The organism is Veillonella intestinalis (genome assembly GCF_943193155.1).
In the GTDB taxonomy this organism is placed as follows: domain Bacteria; phylum Bacillota; class Negativicutes; order Veillonellales; family Veillonellaceae; genus Veillonella_A; species Veillonella_A intestinalis.
In genome coordinates, this window is the sequence record NZ_CALPDB010000003.1 from 108,466 (window position 1) to 129,277 (window position 20,812).

At 37.8% G+C, this 20,812-nt stretch carries 18 protein-coding genes, 1 pseudogene and 1 CRISPR repeat array; of the genes and pseudogenes, 9 read left to right on the forward strand and 10 right to left on the reverse strand.

The features are described from left to right. Positions 1–24: 24 nt before the first annotated feature. The 4 genes from cas7c (at position 25) to cas2 (ending at position 2,983) form a co-directional block, all read left to right on the forward strand. Positions 25–873, forward strand: coding sequence for a type I-C CRISPR-associated protein Cas7/Csd2 (gene cas7c, locus NFR44_RS04450; RefSeq protein WP_251441475.1), 849 nt, complete (start codon positions 25–27; stop codon positions 871–873). 32 nt (positions 874–905) lie between these two features. Beyond that, positions 906–1,559 carry a CRISPR-associated protein Cas4 gene (cas4, locus tag NFR44_RS04455; RefSeq protein ID WP_251441476.1) on the forward strand — a complete coding sequence of 218 codons (654 nt, stop codon included), beginning with the start codon at positions 906–908 and terminating at the stop codon, positions 1,557–1,559. Continuing rightward, complete coding sequence (gene cas1c, locus NFR44_RS04460) at positions 1,556–2,587, forward strand: type I-C CRISPR-associated endonuclease Cas1c (RefSeq protein WP_251441477.1); 1,032 nt, start codon at positions 1,556–1,558, stop codon at positions 2,585–2,587. Before cas4 ends, cas1c begins: the two co-directional genes overlap by 4 nt. A gap of 105 nt (positions 2,588–2,692) precedes the next feature. Then, positions 2,693–2,983, forward strand: coding sequence for a CRISPR-associated endonuclease Cas2 (cas2, locus tag NFR44_RS04465; protein WP_251441478.1), 291 nt, complete (start codon positions 2,693–2,695; stop codon positions 2,981–2,983). A gap of 191 nt (positions 2,984–3,174) precedes the next feature. Then, a CRISPR array of direct repeats spans positions 3,175–5,112; the repeat unit is 31 nt; unit sequence GTCTTATACATGTGTGTAAGTGGATTGAAGT. Between the two features lie 415 nt (positions 5,113–5,527). Here cas2 and NFR44_RS09495 read toward each other — a convergent pair. Together NFR44_RS09495 and NFR44_RS04470 are read right to left on the reverse strand one after the other, a co-directional pair. Next, complete coding sequence (locus tag NFR44_RS09495; RefSeq protein WP_443098518.1) at positions 5,528–5,842, reverse strand: hypothetical protein; 315 nt, start codon at positions 5,840–5,842, stop codon at positions 5,528–5,530. A gap of 445 nt (positions 5,843–6,287) precedes the next feature. After that, positions 6,288–7,646 (reverse strand): hypothetical protein, encoded by a 1,359-nt coding sequence (locus NFR44_RS04470; RefSeq protein ID WP_251441479.1) that lies wholly within the window; start codon positions 7,644–7,646, stop codon positions 6,288–6,290. A gap of 307 nt (positions 7,647–7,953) precedes the next feature. Here NFR44_RS04470 and NFR44_RS04475 point away from each other — a divergent pair, with 307 nt between their 5' ends. Beyond that, positions 7,954–8,880, forward strand: a complete 927-nt coding sequence (locus NFR44_RS04475) for a DODA-type extradiol aromatic ring-opening family dioxygenase (RefSeq protein ID WP_251441480.1) — start codon at positions 7,954–7,956, stop codon at positions 8,878–8,880. A gap of 91 nt (positions 8,881–8,971) precedes the next feature. On the opposite strand, the gene NFR44_RS04480 is transcribed toward NFR44_RS04475, so the two are convergent. The 7 genes from NFR44_RS04480 to NFR44_RS04510 all read right to left on the reverse strand — a co-directional run bounded on the left by NFR44_RS04480 (position 8,972) and on the right by NFR44_RS04510 (position 16,683). Then, positions 8,972–9,535, reverse strand: coding sequence for a biotin transporter BioY (locus tag NFR44_RS04480; RefSeq protein WP_251441481.1), 564 nt, complete (start codon positions 9,533–9,535; stop codon positions 8,972–8,974). 209 nt (positions 9,536–9,744) lie between these two features. Beyond that, positions 9,745–10,671 (reverse strand): ornithine carbamoyltransferase, encoded by a 927-nt coding sequence (gene argF, locus NFR44_RS04485; protein ID WP_251441482.1) that lies wholly within the window; start codon positions 10,669–10,671, stop codon positions 9,745–9,747. Between the two features lie 54 nt (positions 10,672–10,725). Continuing rightward, a complete protein-coding gene (locus NFR44_RS04490) occupies positions 10,726–11,922 on the reverse strand; it encodes an acetylornithine transaminase (RefSeq protein WP_251441483.1) in 1,197 nt (398 codons plus the stop codon). A gap of 11 nt (positions 11,923–11,933) precedes the next feature. Then, the gene (gene argB, locus NFR44_RS04495; protein ID WP_251441484.1) at positions 11,934–12,887 is read right to left on the reverse strand and encodes an acetylglutamate kinase; all 954 of its coding nucleotides are present in this window, start codon (positions 12,885–12,887) and stop codon (positions 11,934–11,936) included. Between the two features lie 47 nt (positions 12,888–12,934). Further along, a complete protein-coding gene (gene argJ, locus NFR44_RS04500; RefSeq protein WP_251441485.1) occupies positions 12,935–14,155 on the reverse strand; it encodes a bifunctional glutamate N-acetyltransferase/amino-acid acetyltransferase ArgJ in 1,221 nt (406 codons plus the stop codon). A 62-nt stretch (positions 14,156–14,217) separates the two neighbouring features. Beyond that, a complete protein-coding gene (gene argC / locus NFR44_RS04505; RefSeq protein ID WP_251441486.1) occupies positions 14,218–15,255 on the reverse strand; it encodes an N-acetyl-gamma-glutamyl-phosphate reductase in 1,038 nt (345 codons plus the stop codon). Between the two features lie 450 nt (positions 15,256–15,705). Beyond that, positions 15,706–16,683 (reverse strand): AEC family transporter, encoded by a 978-nt coding sequence (locus tag NFR44_RS04510; RefSeq protein ID WP_251441487.1) that lies wholly within the window; start codon positions 16,681–16,683, stop codon positions 15,706–15,708. Positions 16,684–16,986: 303 nt separating this feature from the next. Between NFR44_RS04510 and modA the strand changes: the two genes are divergently transcribed. The 3 genes from modA to NFR44_RS04525 are packed head-to-tail and all read left to right on the forward strand — an operon-like array spanning position 16,987 to position 19,115. Then, positions 16,987–17,790: a molybdate ABC transporter substrate-binding protein gene (modA, locus tag NFR44_RS04515; RefSeq protein WP_251441488.1), complete on the forward strand. Its 804-nt coding sequence runs from the start codon at positions 16,987–16,989 to the stop codon at positions 17,788–17,790. A 21-nt stretch (positions 17,791–17,811) separates the two neighbouring features. Continuing rightward, positions 17,812–18,480 (forward strand): molybdate ABC transporter permease subunit, encoded by a 669-nt coding sequence (modB, locus tag NFR44_RS04520; protein ID WP_251441489.1) that lies wholly within the window; start codon positions 17,812–17,814, stop codon positions 18,478–18,480. 11 nt (positions 18,481–18,491) lie between these two features. Next, positions 18,492–19,115, forward strand: coding sequence for an ATP-binding cassette domain-containing protein (locus NFR44_RS04525; RefSeq protein ID WP_251441490.1), 624 nt, complete (start codon positions 18,492–18,494; stop codon positions 19,113–19,115). Positions 19,116–19,503: 388 nt separating this feature from the next. On the opposite strand, the gene rbr is transcribed toward NFR44_RS04525, so the two are convergent. Then, positions 19,504–20,052, reverse strand: a complete 549-nt coding sequence (rbr, locus tag NFR44_RS04530; RefSeq protein ID WP_251441491.1) for a rubrerythrin — start codon at positions 20,050–20,052, stop codon at positions 19,504–19,506. A 566-nt stretch (positions 20,053–20,618) separates the two neighbouring features. On the opposite strand from rbr, the pseudogene NFR44_RS04535 reads away from it, so the two are divergent. Continuing rightward, positions 20,619–20,807, forward strand: a pseudogene (locus NFR44_RS04535) (DUF951 domain-containing protein); the annotation flags it as partial. Positions 20,808–20,812 lie beyond the last annotated feature (5 nt).

Consider the following 20,812-nt stretch of genomic DNA (forward strand, 5'->3'; position numbering starts at 1 on the left):
ATTAATGATTAGGGAGGTACTATTATGAGTACATTAAGTAAAAAAATCGATTTTGTTTTGTTCTTTTCTGTAAATGGGGCGAATCCTAATGGTGATCCTTTGATGGGGAATACGCCTCGTTCTGATTATGATGGCTATGGAGAAGTGTCTGATGTGGCGATTAAACGTAAATTACGTAATCGTTTCCAAGATACGGGCCATGAAATTTTTGTAAAATCACAAGAGCGAGTTGATGATGGCTTTTCCTCATTAGAAGCTCGTTTCACTAATAAATTTAGTGATAAAGTAAGCACCGAAGATGTAGTGAAAGAATCTTGTGAAACATGGCTTGATGTGCGTGCTTTTGGCCAAGTTATGACGTTCCAAAAGCGCTCTATTGGTATTCGTGGGCCTGTATCTATTAGCCGTGGTAAAAGTCTTGATGTAGTAGATGTTATTACTATGCAAATTACGCGTAGTACGAATGGGATGAATGCTGAAGTTGGTAAACGTTCTTCCGATACAATGGGGACAAAATATTTTGTTGAATATGGTGTTTATAAAGTATGTGGTAGCATTAACTGTTATTTTGCTGAAAAAACAGGTTTCACAGATGAAGATGCTGAAATTGTGAAAGAAGCATTACAAACTTTATTTGAAAATGATATGTCCTCTGCTCGTCCAGAAGGTAGTATGGCCGTAGAACGTTTATATTGGTTTACGCATCCTAATAAATTGGGCTGTACATCGACAGCACATATTCATAATTTAGTAGAAGTAAAACATTTGGCTGAAGGGGCACCTCGTAGCTTTGCTGATTATGAAATCACACTTAATGAAGATAAGTTAGCTAGCTATAAGGCGGATGGGCTTACTGTTGAAATCATTGAATAAGCAATGAATAAGTATTGAATAAGTGTGATTATATGACACAAGAAGATGATTATTTACAAATAGCAGGTATTCAACATTTTACTTTTTGCCGTAGGCAATGGGCGCTGATTCATATTGAACAGGCGTGGGCAGATAACTTTTTTACCATTGATGGCAGTATTAAACATGAGAAAGTCGATACTGGCAAAACGGATGAAAAAATTGGCAACAAACGGGTGCTCCGTTCGTTGCCAGTTATCTCCCATACCTTAGGTATTCGTGGAATTTGTGATGCTGTGGAACTTGTAGAATCAGATACCGGCGAATATTTTAGTAAATATGATGCCAAGTATACTGTAATTCCCGTAGAGTATAAGCGTGGTAAATCTAAAGAAGACTTAAGCGATCAATTGCAGGTTGTAGCTCAGGCACTATGCTTAGAAGAAATGCTGGGCATTAAAATTGCAGAGGGCGCTTTGTTTTATCATGAAACAAGACGGCGTGAAGTAGTATCTATTACAGAGGCTATGCGCGATTATATTAAGCAAATGGTAGCTGAAATGAATCAATATTACGCACGTCAGTATACTCCGAAAGTAAAAATTAGTAAACGATGCAAGGCCTGCTCGTTACAAAATATTTGTTTGCCTGAACTGAGTAAGGTAAAATCGGCAACAGAATATATGCAAAGGCGGTTGGAGGAATGAAAGTATTACAAAATACCTTATATGTTATGACTCCGGATATTTACCTAGCGACAGCAGGTGAAAATGTAGTTTTGAAAAAAGACGGTGATACGTTAGGTCGGTATCCTTTGCATAATATTCAAGACATCGTAACGTTTGCGTATAGTGGGATTAGTCCTAAGTTATTAGAACGTTGCATGGAACAGGGTATCGGTATTGCATTTATGACTAGTCATGGACGTTTAATTAGTCGTATGCAGGGGCGTTCACAAGGTAATATTTTATTACGCCGTGAGCAATATCGATTATGTGATGATACAGAGCGAGCACTGGCAGTGGCAAAGCATGTAATTACAGCCAAAATATATAATGAAAAATGGACATTGGAGCGTTACATTAGACAATATAGCGAACGCCTTGATACGAGTCGCTTGAAAAGTGTGTCTAACACGTTAACAGCCTATACTAAACAATGCACTTCCTCTGCCAATATGGCGCATTTGCGTGGTATTGAAGGGGTGGCTCAATCTGAATATTTTAGTGTTTTTGATGATATGATTTTAAATCAAAAAGAGTCGTTTCAATTTACAATACGGTCTCGTAGACCTCCATTAGATCGTGTTAATGCGTTATTGTCTTTTATGTATAGCGTACTCGCTAATGATGTGGCTAGTGCTTTAGAGTCAGTAGGCCTTGATGCTTATGCCGGTGTTATGCATGTAGATCGGCCGGGGCGGATTTCCTTTGCTTTAGATTTGTTAGAAGAGTTGCGTTCACCATTGGTAGATCGATTTGTATTGTCTTTGATTAACCGTAAAGTAGTTAACAGTAAGGATTTTTCAGAGGAAAGCAATGGAGCGATTTTAATGAATGATGATGCTCGACGAACTGTAGTAGCTAAATGGCAGGAACGTAAAAAAGAAACATTAGTGCATCCATTTTTAGAGGAAAAGATTCCTTGGGGTTTGGTGCCTTTTGTACAGGCTCTTTTATATGCGCGTTTCTTACGTGGCGACTTGGACGCATATCCACCTTTTATGTGGAAATGATAGTCTAGACTGGATAAATTATATAGGCGACTATAAATGTGTGGTGAGCCTTAATTAGATAATGAAACAGTGTAATACAATGGTAATTAGGATGGATGTGGTAGTGTGTATGTATTAGTGACGTATGATATTAATACAGAAAGTACGGCTGGTAGACGTCGATTGCGCCAGGTGGCTAAAGTATGCCTTGATTACGGGCAACGAGTTCAAAATTCGGTCTTTGAATGTAGTGTAGATGAGGGGCAATTTTGCTTATTAAAGCATAAATTGGAAAAAATCATTGATGCAGACATTGATAATTTGCGTTTTTATCGTTTAGGCAAAAATTATAAAAGTAGCATTGAAACTATGGGGAAAGATCCTTCTTATGATGTAGAAGGGCCAATGATTATTTAAGCTAGAGATAGATTTATAGTTGTTTGTGTTAGAGTGCGAATAGTAAGTTGTTTATAAAAGTAAATTCAGTTCGCACTCTTTTTCTTTTATGTTGATAATATATTATAATGGATGAGAGTTTATTAACAATTAGTATTAATAATTTGATTTAGATATAGTGGATATGTGTTTTTTAGTTACTATATGTAGCAGTCTTATACATGTGTGTAAGTGGATTGAAGTAGATAGGGCAACAGTGGTGGTCTGACGCACTTTGTGTCTTATACATGTGTGTAAGTGGATTGAAGTATGGTCAGCCGATTGAAACTGATGAAATATTAAGGTCTTATACATGTGTGTAAGTGGATTGAAGTATCAACACTTCGTTTTTCAGGGCCATTTACGGAGTGTCTTATACATGTGTGTAAGTGGATTGAAGTGGTAGCGGTAGCAGTGGGAACTGTTACCGCCTAAGTCTTATACATGTGTGTAAGTGGATTGAAGTCAGATACAGCCGATTTTCGCAAGGTGGTGACGGGTGTCTTATACATGTGTGTAAGTGGATTGAAGTTGGTGCTTGCCTCTTGGTAAGCCACCCATAACACACGTCTTATACATGTGTGTAAGTGGATTGAAGTAACTCGTCACACTCGTTAATTGTCCGCTCAACAGGGTCTTATACATGTGTGTAAGTGGATTGAAGTCATGGGGTTGGTTGCCCCATTATGTCGATTACATGTCTTATACATGTGTGTAAGTGGATTGAAGTTTTTCAGGAAATCAACGAACAAATCGTAGCAGGAGTCTTATACATGTGTGTAAGTGGATTGAAGTGTGTAGTTGTATCAGTTTTAGAATTAGTTGGCACCTGTCTTATACATGTGTGTAAGTGGATTGAAGTCCCAGCTACAACCTTGCCGTTTTGCGTTACAGAAACGTCTTATACATGTGTGTAAGTGGATTGAAGTTCGACTAGCTTGCCGCCGTAGGTCTCGAGCTCCATGTCTTATACATGTGTGTAAGTGGATTGAAGTAACCGCTTTACCGGCTTTTTTGATAGTAAACTTTTGTCTTATACATGTGTGTAAGTGGATTGAAGTCAGCTCCATATTTACAGCTCTCACATGCCAATTGTGTCTTATACATGTGTGTAAGTGGATTGAAGTATCTAAACTTTTTCCAGCTTCAAAATCCATTAAAGGTCTTATACATGTGTGTAAGTGGATTGAAGTGCTAACACGAGAAATAAAATTACATTTACAATACGTCTTATACATGTGTGTAAGTGGATTGAAGTCTCGATTTTAGCCTTTCTCTTTTCGGCTTCGGTCGTCTTATACATGTGTGTAAGTGGATTGAAGTGAGATCCAATTTATTTACTCCGTAACAATGTCGAGGTCTTATACATGTGTGTAAGTGGATTGAAGTTTGCGTGTACGGCGTTTTTTAGGCGTTTCTTCGGTGTCTTATACATGTGTGTAAGTGGATTGAAGTTTCTGGTTCTGCGTTTTCGATTAATTGCTGTACTGGTCTTATACATGTGTGTAAGTGGATTGAAGTAGTCTCCAGGCCCAGTAGAATATATTGCTGGTTTGTCTTATACATGTGTGTAAGTGGATTGAAGTCTCGGCTGTATCAGCCTCATCTACGAGCCAATCAAGTCTTATACATGTGTGTAAGTGGATTGAAGTATTAATCCTTGTAGCATACTAGATGGAACCATACGTCTTATACATGTGTGTAAGTGGATTGAAGTATCCATTCACGAATTTTTGTAGATTCGCTATTATGGTCTTATACATGTGTGTAAGTGGATTGAAGTTGGTACTGGAGTTTGTAACTCATCATTTAGATTATGTCTTATACATGTGTGTAAGTGGATTGAAGTCAAATTTTGGAAAGATACCGAAACAGTAACTTATGTCTTATACATGTGTGTAAGTGGATTGAAGTCTCGGCTGTATCAGCCTCATCTACGAGCCAATCAAGTCTTATACATGTGTGTAAGTGGATTGAAGTTTTATTTTTATTCATTGATTAACTCCTCAAAAAAGTCTTATACATGTGTGTAAGTGGATTGAAGTTCAAGCAATAATATTCCCCGCCTTGGTAAAGGGCGGTCTTATACATGTGTGTAAGTGGGTTGAAGTGTGGTCCCTGTCTGTTCGCTGAAATGGTCTTGTGCATGTGTGAAAAAGTGGTAATTTTAACATATGATGAGATAGTATGATTTGTCTTATTTGAATTACTTGATTGGTGGTAGTGCGAATAATAAGTTAAATGTGATTTATAAATAGTTTCGCACTAAAATTTTAATGTATTCTATAACTTTAGTGTAAGAATGAATTATTAGTAGTAAGTATTATTTATGATATATTCTAGTAGTGCTATATAGATAGTCTTTACTACTATATGTAGCAGTCTTGTGCTTATGAGCGCAAAGCGGATTGAAGTTCTTTATCCAAGGTATAAATGCAACAGCAACTGGGTCTTGTGCTTATGAGCGCAAAGCGGATTGAAGTCAAGCTCGATTAGGCGCACGCGCCCTAAAAGAGGGTCTTGTGCTTATGAGCGCAAAGCGGATTGAAGTTTGATGGCTTTAATTTGTAATGCTCGTAAACCTTGTCTTGTGCTTATGAGCGCAAAGCGGATTGAAGTTTTGGCTATATCCAATATTTCTTCAAATGGTAAAGTCTTGTGCTTATGAGCGCAAAGCGGATTGAAGTTTTCATACGACTTAAATCTGCATAAGAACCAACCAGTCTTGTGCTTATGAGCGCAAAGCGGATTGAAGTGACCTAAATCTTTTTTTAGTGAAGCAACATATTCAGTCTTGTGCTTATGAGCGCAAAGCGGATTGAAGTTTATAAACACATCCAAGTCCGTTACCTCGTCTCATGTCTTATGCTTATGAGCGCAAAGCGGATTGAAGTTACAGCGCCTCTCGGAGCGCTCTTTTAGAGTACGTCTTATGCTTATGAGCGCAAAGCGGATTGAAGTAGAAAAATGAAGCCTATTATTTGCTCGATGAACGTCTTGTACTTATGAGTGCAAAGCGGGTTGAAGTATGATACCGAAGGTGAATTAAATAATGATTGAAAGTCTTATGTTTATGATTGCCGTTTTTAAATCAACAATTATCTTTCTATATCATAATTAACTTATAGTTTTATTTTTATAAGTACAAGCTTGTCTGAAATACACCTCAAATATACTTAAAACAAAAAAGACTTACCTTGTTATTACTATCTTAGTTTATGTTAGTAATTTTAAGGTAAGTCTTTATTTTGATTTTTATTTTTATTTTATTCCTATTTAAACCTCATTATTTAAGTACAGTTCCTGCTATTTTTACAATATGACCATTAGTATGGATATTACTATTAGTAGGATCTTCATTTGTTAAGGTAGTTACATTTGAATCTTCTGTTGCATTCCAAATGGAATCTTTACTTAGTGTTAAGGTAATTGCCTGCGCTTGGTTATCAGGGTTAATAGAACCTGTTAAAATGGAGCCATTGGTGAGTGACAGATTAATAGTGCTAATAGAATCGGCTATGATTTGCCCGGTTAATTGCTGATTTTTAGCAGTAAATGTTAAATGTCCGCCATTTTCGCCTTTTGTACCCCAGCGGTTGGCGGCCGCTTTGATTAAGACATTTGTATTTGGCATAATGATTTCATTATTTTCTAAGGTTGCTGTCGCTTGGGTATTATTCACATGAATAAAAGCACCATCTGCGTAAGTTGTCAGTTTGGAGTTGCTTGCATCAAGTTGAGCAATACCGCTTTTCGCATCGCCTGAAAAACTTTGGTAGAGCATAAAGCCATTATCCACATGGCCCGTGAGATTTGAATTTACAATGGTTATACTATTTTTTCCTTCAATGACGCCAATTTCGCTATCAGTGGCTTCACCAACGCCATTTTGTAAAGTAATATTACCGGTAGAATAAATGAGTGGACTGCCTTGGCCGCTAGTATGAAGGGTTGCTTCTGAAACATTGATAGTACCTTCACCATGATCAGTAGCTAGAGAGGCACTATGGGCCCCTTCTGTAGTGATTGTTACCTGCTTACCAATGACAACACCGTTATAGGTTGCATCAAGGCCACGTGAGGAGTCTTGTTTTGTGTGAATGGAAATATTATTAGCTTCAATATTTGCGTTTTTACCACTAGCAAAAACGGCATTAGCACCATTAGCATCTGTATTGATAGTAGTGCCATTTAGATAAATGGTACTACTAGGTGTAGCTAATATAGCTGCATTTTGTCCGTAAAAGTTACTATTGTCTTCACTCGTTGTGTTGCCAGTTTTGGATATCTTTATATTAGTTACATTGGCAATGCCAGTTTTCTTGGCCATAATTACATTTTCATCAGATTGAGTATTAGTTAGCTCTTTATTCAATGTTTCGGTTCGAGCATTAACTATTTTAGAGGCACCATAATCATAGGCAGGGATTTCTGAAATGCTATGGTCACCAATTGGCGGTAACATAGTAGCATTGGGCATAGGTGGGAGGGGAGGAATTTTGTTAAAATCTATTGCTGAAGCTGTATTAGCTAACACAGGATTCATAGCTAGGATTGTTAACATTGTGGACGTTAATAAAAGTTTTCGTGCAATGTTAGTTTTATTATGTGTATGTATTGTATTTTTATAAACGGTTGGTTTCATAATGCGCCTCTTTACTATAATAAAATAAAGTAGTATTGGTTAAATAGTTGCTTAATAAGCTATATAGTAAGTATATATAAAGCGCATAAATATAATATGAACTGGTGTATAAAATAGGTTGTGAGGCAAAATATATAATAAAAAAGTGGCAGAAATATATAAAGTAGAAAAGCAAAGGGAATATATAACAGAGAGAGTATATAACAAAGATAACAGTTGTAATGATTTATATTACATATTATAATGGTATCATGAGAAGATAGGTAAGTTATAGCGTTGAATAGTAGATTGAAAAGAGGTTTTTATTATGATGGAGGAAAAAGAAACAGTACACTTACATCAAAGAAATATAGCAAATACGGTGATGGTTTCAGAGGAAGCCATTTCGGAGAGAGCAGTTTCAAAATCAGCAACTTCAGAGAATATCAGAGTTAAATCAAGTATGCCTGTTTTATTTATAGGACATGGTTCCCCCATGAATCTAATAGAAGACAATCCTTGGACTAAAGAATGGGAGAAAATAGTAGCGAATATACCTAAGCCAAAGGCTATTTTGATGATTTCGGCTCATTGGTATACAGCAGGTAGTTTTGTACAAGGGGATGCTGAGCCTGCTATGATTTATGATATGTATGGATTTCCCGAACCCATTTATGAGCTACAATATCCAGCACATACATCTAAATCGTTGATTGAGTGGATACAAACTGTATTAGGTAGTGAAGTGTCAGTAAAAATGAATCGTGGTTATGACCACGGGGCTTATGCACCCTTATTAAAAATGTTTCCAGAAGCAGATATTCCTGTAGTTCAATTGTCTGTCGATTACCAGAAGGATGCTCGTCAGTGGTTTGCTTTAGGGCAAAAGTTATCTGCATTACGTGAGCAAGGTGTGCTTATTATAGGCAGTGGTGATATTGTTCATAATTTACGAATCATTAATCCCAATATGGGGAATAGTGCCTTGCTACAGGCTGAACAGTTTGAAGAAACTTTATTGCGTAAATTAGATCCTACAATGGATAATGATTTAGAAGGTGCTTTACATTGGGAAATGTTGCCTGGTGCTCGGGTTGCAGCAGAGATGCCGGATCATTTAGCGCCATTATATTATTGCTTAGGCGCTGTATTGGGTGAAGGCACAGTTAATCAGTTAACATTACAACCTGTTACTATTACTACTCATGATTATGTATGGGGGAGTTTGAGTATGACTAGTTTAGTTTGGGATTGATAGAGCATATATAAAATAGCCGCCATTCTAATTATGGAATGACGGCCATTTTATTTTCTATTTTATATATACTAGTTTGAGTGAGCTTGTGTTAATGAGTCAGTGCTTGTCGGTTTAAGCTTTGAAGGGCATTAACAATTGGTACTTCCGCTGCCGATAAGATGATAATCATTAGGAAATCAGCGGGAATATCAAAGGCAATTGCAACATGAAAGATATCACTTAGCGGCACGGCTTGATTCAAATATAAGGATAATATGGCAATTTTATACGATAAGCCAAAGAGATAAGTAATGAAAATCCCTAGACAGTTAAGTCCAAAATAGCTTTTGCGACTGTGAAGGTGGTAGTGATGCTTCATATAGGATAGAATCCCTGCTGTAAAAATAAAACCAATTAAATAGCCAAAGCTAGGACGGACAATATAGCCAAGACCGCCACCACCAGCGAAAATAGGAATTCCAATAAGCCCCATAAGCACATAAGTAGCTACAGCACCCCAAGCGTAGCGTGGTGGTAAAATGACCGCAGCTAATAATACAAAGGTAAATTGTAACGTGTAATAATCAAAGTAAGGTAATGGAATTTGAATGCGTGCTCCAATTGTTAATAATGCGATGATGAGTGCCGCACGAAATAACAAACGTGTTTTCATAAAAAAGACCTCCTCTTTCTATACCTAATTTTAAGTATACAAGGGGAGGTTCTTTTTATCAACCTATTATTTTTATTGGGTTTACAATTATAGTGTTGCTAAATAGCTATGTTTAATGTTTACAAGCTGCATTTTTTAATAAACTTAGTTCTTATATACCGATTACTAATGCATGAATGTTTAATATTCCCATATTCAATGAATTTGAACTACATAATGGTTGCCATAATTGCTTTTTGCATATGTAAACGATTTTCGGCTTCGTCAAAAATAACTTGAGCTTGCGCTTCAAATACGTCATTTGTAATTTCTTCTTCACGATGAGCTGGAAGGCAATGCATAACTATGGCATCCGGTTGGGCTACATTAAGAAGATCTTGGTTGACTTGGAAGCCTTTGAAAATATTGAGTCTTGCTTCATATTCTGCCTCTTGTCCCATACTAGCATATACATCTGTGTAGAAAATGTCAGAATTTTTAGCGGCAATTAGGGGATCATTAAGAATTTCGATGGTACCACCAGTTGCTTTGGCATCAGCGGTAGCTAGTTTAATAATTTCTTTATTAGGTTCATAGCCTTTTGGGCCAGCAAAGGTAAAATGCATACCGAGTTTAGCACAGGCAAACATTAAGGAGTGAGCCATATTATTGCCATCCCCAATGAAGGTTAATTTCTTGCCTGCTAAGTTTTTACCCTTATACTCTACGGCTGTCATCATGTCAGCCATAGCTTGGCAGGGATGAAGCAGGTCTGTTAATGCATTGATAACGGGCACATCCGCATATTTGGCAAGTTCCAAGACTGTATCGTGGGCGAATGTGCGAATCATAATGCCATCTACATAGCGAGATAATACACGGGCTGTATCTTTTATAGGTTCACCACGACCCATTTGCAAATCTCGGCTCGATAGGAATAAGCCTTGTCCCCCTAGCTGATAGATGCCTGTTTCAAAAGAGACACGAGTACGTGTAGATGATTTTTCAAAAATCATTCCTAAGGTTTTTCCTTGTAAGTAGGGATGAGGTATGCCTGCTTTTTGTTTTTCTTTTAGGTCTGTTGCTAGTTCTAATAATTGCCATACTTCTTCAGTTGAAAGGTCATGGATAGAAATAAAATCGTCGCCCTGTTTCATAAGTTGCTCCTTTGTTCGTATGCTCGTATGCTTGTATGAATGTATATAAATAGTTTAGTCTATATGCGTTGGTAATACGTCATTTAAGACGGTAATGAGTTGATCTACATGTTCTTTAGTAATTGTTAAAGGCGGGACAAAACGTAGGACTGTATTAGCGGTGCAGTTAATAATAAGACCTTTTTGTAGGCAGTGATTCACAATATCACGACCTGGTTTAGTAAGCTCTACACCAACCATAAGGCCCTTGCCACGGACATCCGTAATTAAAGTTGGATACTGTGTTTTTAAGTGGCTTAATTGCTCTAATAGATACTTGCCTACTGTTGTGGCGTTAGCCATAAGCTGTTCTGTTTCGATGGCGGTTAAAACAGCATTAGCGGCGGCACAGGCTAGGGGATTGCCACCAAAGGTGGAACCATGGTCACCAGCTTTGAAGGTATGAGCTAGTTTATTTGTACTCAAAAAGGCTCCAATGGGCACACCGCCAGCGAGTCCTTTAGCTAAGGTTACGATGTCTGGTTGAATACCAAATTGTTGGTAAGCAAAGAAGGTGCCTGTACGGCCCATGCCAGCTTGAATTTCATCAATAATAAGAAGCACATCATATTTTTCACACAGTGTTTTTACTTCTTTAAGATAATTGGCAGATGGAATATGAACGCCTCCTTCGCCTTGGATTGCTTCTAATAAAATGGCACAAGTTTTATCGGTAACTTTGGCTGTTAATGCGTTAATATCTCCGTAGGGTACATAGTCGAAGCCTGCTGGCAAGGGGCCAAAGCCCTGATGATATTTTTCTTGGCCTGTAGCCGTTAAGGTGGCGATGGTGCGTCCGTGGAAGCTGTGAAGGGCTGAAATGATTTGGATTTTTTCAGGATCCTTAGCTGTTGCATATTTACGGGCTAGTTTAATAGCGCCCTCGTTAGCTTCGGCCCCTGAATTGGCAAAAAAGACTTTATCCATGCCGCTTAAGGCTTTTAATTTGGCAGCGGCTTGAGCTTGTACTTCTGTGTAATAGAGATTAGAGCAATGGATCATTTTACTGGCTTGCTCTGCAATGGCTTTTACTAATGGTGGATAATTATGGCCTACTATATTAACAGCAATCCCGGCTAAATAGTCTAAATATTGTTTCCCATTCGTGTCATAGAGGTAAGGCCCTTCGCCATGGTCAAGAACGATATCATACCGTGCAAAGACTGGGAAATAATCTTGTTTATCGTGATTTATAATGTCGGTTGTATTCATGGGGCTCCTCCTTAAATAATTTCTGTGCCAATCCCTTTATTTGTAAATAATTCAAGCAATAATGCATGTGGCTCACGCCCGTCGATAATGCTGACGCGTTTGGTACCGCATTGTAGGGCATGTAAGACGGCTTCCACTTTAGGAATCATACCACCTTGGATTGTGCCGTTTTCGATTAGAGCAACAGCTTCTGCTTGGGGAATGCTAGAGAGGAAAGATTTTGGATCATCTAAGGATGTATAAATACCTTTGGTGTTAGTAAGCATGAGGAGTTTTTCAGCTCCCAAAGCGCCTGCTACTTCGGCGGCTACATAGTCAGCATTGATATTATAGGTAGTTTCGCCTTTGCCGGCTCCTATTGGTGAAATGACAGGTACATAGCCATTGTCTAATAAATCGTTAATTAATTGTGTATTGACCGCAGTAACTTCACCTACAAAGCCAATATCTATGTGATTTGTTTCACCATTGGCTTCATGCACTTCGGCCAGTTTTTTATGGGCTTTTAGCAAATTGGCATCTTTGCCAGTTAAACCGATAGCAGGAATGCCCAAACTATTGAGGCGACTAACAATTTCTGCATTAATTTTGCCACCTAGTACCATTTGCGCAATTGTAACAGTTTCAGCATCGGTTACGCGTAGACCGCTAACAAATGAGCTTGTTTTACCAACTTTTTCTAAAAAGTTAGTAATGTCAGGACCGCCGCCATGGACGAGAACGGGGCGAATGCCAATGCATTTCATAAGGGCAATGTCTTGCATGACTTTATTTTTTAGTTCTTCGCTAATCATTGCATTGCCACCATATTTGATGACCATAGTTTTGCCGGTAAATTTTTGAATATATGGCAAAGCTTCGATAAGGATGGAAGCTTTGCTGGCAGCACTTAGTGTAGTGTGGATAGCTGCCTCATTAGGGTTGTGAACGGTAGCTACATTAAGGTCGTTAAGTTCGTTAATCATAGGAAGAGCTCCTTTCAATTAAGTTGTGGAAACTACAAAATACTTTATTAGGTATGATATTCGCCGTTGATTTTTACATAGTCATATGTTAAATCACAGGTCCAGACAGTAGCATTAGCTTGCCCTTCATTGAGTTCGACGGTGACGGTAATATCATGTTCACTCATAATGTCTTTTAAGGTTTTTTCATTATATACAGCGCCCATGCCATTTTTGAAAATTGTAATGCCGCCAATTTTTAATACAGTCGTATCTGGATTCATAGGGGCTCCTGCATAGCCGGCGGCACAGATGAGACGACCCCAGTTTGGATCTTCCCCAAAAAATGCTGTTTTCACAAGAGGGGAATTGGCGATGGTCATGCCTACCAATTTAGCACTTTCAAAATCGGTGGCTTCTTCCACATTAATGGTAATGAATTTGCTAGCTCCTTCGCCATCGGCAGCAATTTGTTTGGCTAGAGATACAGTAATTGCCATAAGCGCTTCTTGAAAAAGGTCAAAGTATTCGTTTTCTGTATCAATGAGCGGGTTTTCAGCAGCACCATTTGCTAATATGATAGCCATGTCATTAGTGCTCATATCGCCATCAACGGAAATCATGTTAAAGGATTTGGACACACAAGCATGAAGTGCTTTTTGAAGGAGTTCAGGGGTAATGGCAAGGTCTGTTGTTATGTAACAAAGCATTGTCGCCATATTAGGGCGAATCATGCCTGACCCTTTGGCAATAGCTCCTAAGTGAATCTCTTTATCTGCTACAGTGAAATGTGTACTGGCTGTTTTGGAGTAGGTGTCAGTGGTTAAAATTGCTTTGCCTGCTAGTTCAGTGCCATCAAAGGTCAGGCTATCTACTAATGTAGGGATAGCTTTAGTAATATCATCAATAGGCAATTGTTGGCCAATAATACCAGTAGAACCAACCACTATATCATTAGGTTCGCAATGTAGGGCTTGAGCTGTAGCTTGTGCCATAGTATGAGCGTTAGCTAGCCCTTGTGCTCCAGTGCAAGCATTGGCACAACCCGAATTAGAAATAATAGCATGGGCGGTGCCAGTAGCTACAGTTTCTTTGGAAATATATACTGGAGCCGCTGCTACCTTGTTTTGGGTAAAAGTACCGGCTACGGCTGCTTTTTTAGCTGTATAAATGAGGGCCAAATCATGTTTGCCACTTTTCTTTAAGCCGGCTTGAATACCAATTGCTTGAAAGCCTTTAGCATAAGTAACTCCGTGAGAAATTGTATCTAAAGTAATTGTTTGTTTCATAGGAAGGACCTCCTTGGATAGTTATAATTTATAGGATGTATTGATTTTTAGTTGTATGGATTTTATGGATACATAGGGATTAATTGTAACACTGTAGTTTCTTCATAGCCACAAGCAATGTTTAAGTTTTGGACTGCTTGTCCAGCAGCGCCTTTTACTAAATTATCGATCGCACTAAGGACGATTACTCGTCGGGTTCGTGTGTCTATATGCCAGCCTATGTCAATGAAGTTGGAACCGCGCACATATTTGGTGTTTGGATAAGATCCTTCACCACGTAAGCGGACGAAGGGTTCCTTTCCATAGGCCGTTTTAAAAGCATTGGTAATGTCGCTATTATTTATAGATGGCTGTAATGTGGCATAGGCTGTAGCTAAGATACCTCGACTCATAGGCACTAGATGAGGTGTGAAATTAACCATTATGGGGGTATCATTTAAAAGACTTAAGGCTTGTTCGATTTCTGGCGTATGGCGATGAGTAGCTACACCGTAGGCCTTAAAGGCATCATAAAATTCCGGATAATGGGTATCTTGCTTAGGAGAGCGACCAGCTCCGGAGGTACCTGATTTAGCATCAATGATAATCGTTGTTGTATCGATGAGTTTGGCTTTAACCAAGGGGGCTAGGGCTAATATAGAAGCTGTAGTATAACAACCAGCATTGCCAATAATCTTGGCAGTTTTAATAGCGGAGCGGTTTAATTCAGCTAACCCGTATACACTGTTAGCTTGAGGATGTGTGTGGGGGACATGGTACCAATTTTCGTAAATGCTAGTATCTTTGAAACGATAGTCAGCTCCTAAATCAATGAGTCGGACTGGCGTATTTTCTAAGAATTGACCTACTTTCATAGCATGACCGTGCGGTAGAGCTACAAAGATAAAATCACTGTCTTGGGCAATGGAGGGTAAATCAGCTAGGCTTTCTAAGGTTAACTTGGTAAGGCCAAAGAGATGTGGATATATATCACTTAGGGCTTTGCCTGCATGATTTTCAGAGGTTACATGGGTTAAGGTTACATAGGGATGATGTAATAATAATTTAACTAATTCGGCACCGGCATATCCTGTTGCGCCAATAATACTTACTTTTGTCATATGAATCGCTCCTCTAAATGCATTAATATAAAGTTAAGTGAATATTAGTATTAGTACATATTTAGTGATAGTACATATACCGTAATAGTGCATATACCGTAATACTTTCTTTTAGCTAAGGGTTAATGGCTACTATGGATTAACTTGAAATTCGTTAATTGATAAAGAATTAATATTCTTAGAATTTGCATAAAAATTCTATGGTTGAAATTATACACCTGGTAAGAATAAAAATGCAATATAAAATTATAAAAATACGACCTGATTAGTATATATCTTATGTATATGAAAAATGACATTATGTAATGCCAGGAAAAATAAAGTGTTGGGGGAGAGAAATCCTATTTGTAAAGAATAGAAAATATAAGATTGAATGCATAAAAAAACACCGTTAGTTATAACTAACGGTGTTTTTTTATGTTTTTATAGGTGATATTAATCACAGCAATATTAAATTGGGAACGTATAATAAGCAAAGAGGATAGCTATTGGCATAGTTATGGCTGAGAGGAGTGTTGTAGACATAACTACTTGGGTAGCAAACTCTGGATTATTTTTCATTTCAAAGGCAATTAGAGCTGTGTTAACAGCGGAAGGAACGCTATAGGTAATAATAATAGCTTGGGCTGCAATCGGGTCGACTGGCTGATAAAGGAGGATGTATAATAACATAACTACACAAGCGAGTATAGGTCCCCCAATGAGACGTAGTGCTGTGGTAACCATCACATCTTTTTTGAAGAAATTATAAGGCGTGCGACTCATTTGAACGCCTAAGGTAATCATGGCCATACCAACAAAGGCACTGGCGAATATATTGAGGGGTGACCATAGCACTAAGGTTGTTAAGTCATAAGGTATGAGGCGTGCTAATAAGGCGGCTGGCGCGGCATAAAGGACGGGCATATGGAATACTAGCTTTAAAGCATCATGACGTGTTAGGAGACCAGAGCCAGCTTGATAGAAGCCTAAGGTATTGCAGAAAATAGTTTGAATGATGAAGGTAGCAATAACAGCTACGATACCAGCCTCTAAATAAGGCGTTTGACCATCAACGATATAGGGCATATTGGAAAAAACAAAGGTAGCGATAGCGACCCCGATATTACCGCCATTATTAAACATGGTGGCATTCCGAACAATTTGTGTTTTTTTTCGATCATAGCCGAAGAATTTGGATACGCCTAAGGCCATGAAGCTATTGGAGAATAAAATAATGAAGGCACATACTGAAATGCCAATACTTTCAGCGGTTAAGTGGGCTGTATATAAAGACCTAAATACATAGGCTGGTAGTAATATAAAAAAGTTTAATTTGCTTAGTGAGCGCAAATCAAGTTTGAAGTTTTTATCCAATATAAAGCCAACTAATACTAAGGCTAAAATTGGCACGACACTTGTCCAGAAGATATGCAGAAATAATGACAATAGAATGGCCTCCTTTACATTACTATTACACTATGTTTCATTTATACTATAACGCAATTACAATGTAAAAGACAACCAAAATTGATAATAATAGGCGAATTGAATATTCTTTTTTATAATTTGTAATATTTTCTGTAAAAGAGAGGTGTAAAAACGGGACTATATATTACAATTCCCTAATAAATGGGGTATAATGAATTTACAAATAGTCAATACATTGGCTAAGATGTGTCGTTTAGAGCATAGTCAGAATGGACTAAGTACGGTGTGTAAATACTTAGCGAATTGAAGGAGGCAGTTTACATGAAACGGTACAAAATGTGGCTTATGGTTGCGTTAAGTGCTATGGCGTTGGCGGTGTCTGGATGTGGGGACTCATCAAATGATCAAAAGGCGGCGCAAGCAGTTAAATCGGAATCTATCACTGTATCGGCCGCAGCTAGCTTGCAAGCCGCAGCTAATGAATTAAAAGATAATTTTATTAAATCTCGTCATTTAGATCCAACTCAGATTACCCTTAACTTTGGTGGTTCTGGTACTTTGCGTCAACAAATAGAAAATGGCGCACCTGCCAGCATTTTTATTTCGGCCGATGAAAAAAATATGCACCAATTGCAAGAGAAAAATTTAGTAACTAAAGTAAAACCATTAATAGCTAATTCTTTAGTTTTGATTGTACCAAAAGATAAATCACAACTTACTATTGAACAATTAGCTAGTGTAAACCGTTTGGCATTGGGGACCATAGAGACTGTACCAGCTGGGAAATATGCTAAACAAACATTGACGAAATTAAATCTTTGGAATCAAGTAGAAAATAAAGTGGTGTATGCAAAAGATGTAAAAGCCGTAGCTGCTTATGTAGCTGAAGGCTCTGCTGATGCAGGCTTTGTATATAAAACAGATGCTCTAGATTTGAAGGATCGTGTACAGATTGTTGCTACTGCACCAAGTGATAGCCATGATCCAATTCGCTATCCAATTGCTATTGTGACTAAATATGATAATGAATTGGCTCAGCAATTCTATGAATATTTAACCAGCAATGAAGCACAACAAATTTTACAAAAATATGGGTTTACAAATATAGATAATAGCGCTAAGTAAGAAATAGAAAGGTTGTTGAATATGAGCCCTTTATGGCTATCGTTGGAGGTAGCAAGCATTGCTCTCTGTAACATAGTCATAGGGGGCTTATTGCTTTGTTATATCTTGAAACGCTATAATTTTCCGGGTAAAACATTGATAGACTCTCTAGTGACTTTGCCGTTAGTATTGCCACCAGTGGTAGTGGGCTTTGCTTTATTATTAGTATTTACACCTGGTAATGCTTTGGGTGCTTGGTTAGATACTCATGGCTGGCAGGTTGTGTTTTCAAAAGCTGGCGCTATTTTGGCATCATCCATTATTGGTTTTCCTTTGTTTTATCAAACTGTGCGGGCTGCTTTAGGTTCGATTGATCCGGCAGTAGAGGATATTGCACGCACCTTAGGCGCTTCTGAATGGCGAATTTTTTTCACTATTTCCATTCCTTTAGCTTGGAAAGGGATTCTAACAGGTAGTATTTTGGCCTTTAGTCGCGCTCTTGGTGAATTTGGTGCTACAATTTTAATCGCCGGTAATATTCCAGGCGTTACTAGGACTATGCCGTTGGCTATTTACTCTTTAGTAGAATTTGGTGATTATACAGGGGCTTTTGAATTGGTGATTTATATTTGTGCCCTTACATTAGGACTTCTTTGGACGGTCCATTTTATTACTAAGGGCTCATTGTTTCAGTATCAAAAAGAACGCTAGGAGGTATGGGCATGATATGTTTTGATATTGCCATACAAAGACCTACCATTTTAGTGCAAGGGTCAGGTACTCTTAGTGTTGGTATTACAACATTAACAGGGGCCTCTGGTAATGGTAAATCGACGTTAATTAAAAGTTTAGCTGGTTTAATCAAGCCTCGTGAGGGCTTTATTAAACAAGATCAGACCTTTTGGTTTCATAAAGAAAAGAATATTTTTGTAAAGCCACAAGAACGCTATGTAGGGTATATGCCACAGGGGAATGTAATATTCCCACATATGAGTGTCTTACATAATATTACCTATAGTAAGCGTGGCGATGATGCCTTATTAGCGCGCATTATGGAACGTCTTCAATTAGAACGATATAGGGAAAGCAAAGCGGGTAATTTATCTGGCGGTGAGCAACAGCGAGTGGCATTAGGGCGTGCTTTATATGCTAAGCCTTGTGTGTTGTTATTAGATGAACCATTATCTGCTTTAGATTGGACGTTACGTCATCAAGTGCAAGCTGATATTGCTGATATTATCAAAGAGTGGAATATTCCTTGTTTGTGGGTTACTCATGATGAAGATGAAGCTAAGGCGGTTGGCGACTATCATTGGAGTTTTGAAAAAGGTATATTACAAGGTTAATAATAGGTTAGTATACAAGGTTGATAATGGGTATATTATAAATACTATTAACGGCTTAGGGCTAGGAGCAATTAGAGATAGGCTCCTAGCCCTTTTTGTGTGCAGGACATACAATTAATTAAAAACAAAAACGAGAAAAAGACCCCGAAGGGCCTTTTTCTCGTACTTTTATGGAAACCACTTGGTTTCGTATCATATAAGACGCCACTTGGCGTTAGTACCAATTGAACTTTCAAATATATAATATAAGGAAATTCTTATTTCCTACTGTAACAGGGACTATTGTTAAATCAATGACAGAAACACTTGTATAGATTTAAATTAGCACTTGCTTGATATTCTGAATAGCTCACTTGAGTACCATGCTTATTGCACAGTTTGATTTAAATTATAAAGTTGTTTCAATGTGTTGGGAGAAGAATGCTTGTGGGTGAGCACATACTGGGCAAAGCTGAGGAGCTTCAGTACCTACATGAATGTAACCGCAGTTTGCACAAATCCATGCTACTGGTTGTTCACGTTTGAATACGCGACCACCGTTTACAAATTCTACTAAGTCAAGATAACGTTCTTCATGACGAGCTTCGATTTTACCAACTTGTTCGAATAAGTAAGCAATTTTAGTGAAGCCTTCTTCTTTTGCTACTTTAGCAAATTCTGGGTACATTTCAGTGTGTTCGTAGTTTTCACCAGCAGCTGCATCTTTTAAGTTTACAACTACGTCAGCATTTACATCGCCACCGTGTAATAATTTGAACCATACTTTAGCATGTGCGCTTTCGTTTAAAGCAGTTTCTTCAAAATAATCAGCGATTTTGTTTAAACCAGCTTTACGAGCTGCAGAAGCGTAGTAAGTATATTTACGGTTAGCTTGGGATTCGCCAGCAAAAGCGGCTTGTAAATTCTGTTCTGTTTTTGTACCTTTTAATTCAGACATGTTAATCTCTCCTTCTTTATTGTAGTAACTTTACTACAATCATAATGTACTTACAAAATGAAGTAAAAAATTAATAATAGCTTAGAAATACACTTTATAATGTTTACAACAATTCAAACTAATGAATAATCATTGTTGATTACATTATAGACTATGAAATTGAGAAAATCAAGCCCTGAATTCTAAAAAAATCAAAATTTGTCTATTTGATAATATTTATCAATGCTTGTGTTTGCTGGCTTTTTGGATTCTCGGTGACTTAAAATGGGCTAAATGCCTCAAAATATGTAAATGAGAATGGATATCGTTGTAAATTCAAAGTTATTGAGAATTACCTATAAAATAGTAGGAATTAGAGTGGATAGATACCATGCATGGTATAGCTCACAAGTTTTCCTACTAATTGTAGTAGCCCTTACTAGTGAGTGAGGTAAAATTTGCTAAATTGTAGAATATTAAGAAAAAAGTACGCATAACCTAGTACTTCGTTATATAATATAAAGTATAAAGAAATTAAAAAGAATTATATAATTAATAATGTATTTAGTGGAATTAAGGAGGCGTTTATGGCATTTGTACGATATTATGTTGGCGATGTGGTTAAAATGAAAAAATCGCATCCTTGTGGCAGCGATGAATGGGAAGTTCGGCGCATTGGTACCGATTTTACAATAGTTTGTTGTGGCTGTGGCCATCAAGTAATGATTGCCCGCCCGAAATTTGAAAAGGCTGTTAAAAAGATTATACGTCGCGTAGAGCC

Excerpts from the sequence above, each read along its gene's own strand:
- modB (WP_251441489.1), top strand. The coding sequence starts at position 17,812 with ATGAGCCCTTTATGGCTATCGTTGGAGGTAGCAAGCATTGCTCTCTGT.
- NFR44_RS04525 (WP_251441490.1), top strand. The coding sequence starts at position 18,492 with ATGATATGTTTTGATATTGCCATACAAAGACCTACCATTTTAGTGCAA.
- cas4 (WP_251441476.1), top strand. The coding sequence starts at position 906 with ATGACACAAGAAGATGATTATTTACAAATAGCAGGTATTCAACATTTT.
- cas1c (WP_251441477.1), top strand. The coding sequence starts at position 1,556 with ATGAAAGTATTACAAAATACCTTATATGTTATGACTCCGGATATTTAC.
- modA (WP_251441488.1), top strand. The coding sequence starts at position 16,987 with ATGAAACGGTACAAAATGTGGCTTATGGTTGCGTTAAGTGCTATGGCG.
- NFR44_RS04470 (WP_251441479.1), bottom strand. The coding sequence starts at position 7,646 with ATGAAACCAACCGTTTATAAAAATACAATACATACACATAATAAAACT.
- argF (WP_251441482.1), bottom strand. The coding sequence starts at position 10,671 with ATGAAACAGGGCGACGATTTTATTTCTATCCATGACCTTTCAACTGAA.
- NFR44_RS04490 (WP_251441483.1), bottom strand. The coding sequence starts at position 11,922 with ATGAATACAACCGACATTATAAATCACGATAAACAAGATTATTTCCCA.
- NFR44_RS04475 (WP_251441480.1), top strand. The coding sequence starts at position 7,954 with ATGATGGAGGAAAAAGAAACAGTACACTTACATCAAAGAAATATAGCA.
- rbr (WP_251441491.1), bottom strand. The coding sequence starts at position 20,052 with ATGTCTGAATTAAAAGGTACAAAAACAGAACAGAATTTACAAGCCGCT.
- cas7c (WP_251441475.1), top strand. The coding sequence starts at position 25 with ATGAGTACATTAAGTAAAAAAATCGATTTTGTTTTGTTCTTTTCTGTA.
- NFR44_RS04480 (WP_251441481.1), bottom strand. The coding sequence starts at position 9,535 with ATGAAAACACGTTTGTTATTTCGTGCGGCACTCATCATCGCATTATTA.
- argB (WP_251441484.1), bottom strand. The coding sequence starts at position 12,887 with ATGATTAACGAACTTAACGACCTTAATGTAGCTACCGTTCACAACCCT.
- argJ (WP_251441485.1), bottom strand. The coding sequence starts at position 14,155 with ATGAAACAAACAATTACTTTAGATACAATTTCTCACGGAGTTACTTAT.
- argC (WP_251441486.1), bottom strand. The coding sequence starts at position 15,255 with ATGACAAAAGTAAGTATTATTGGCGCAACAGGATATGCCGGTGCCGAA.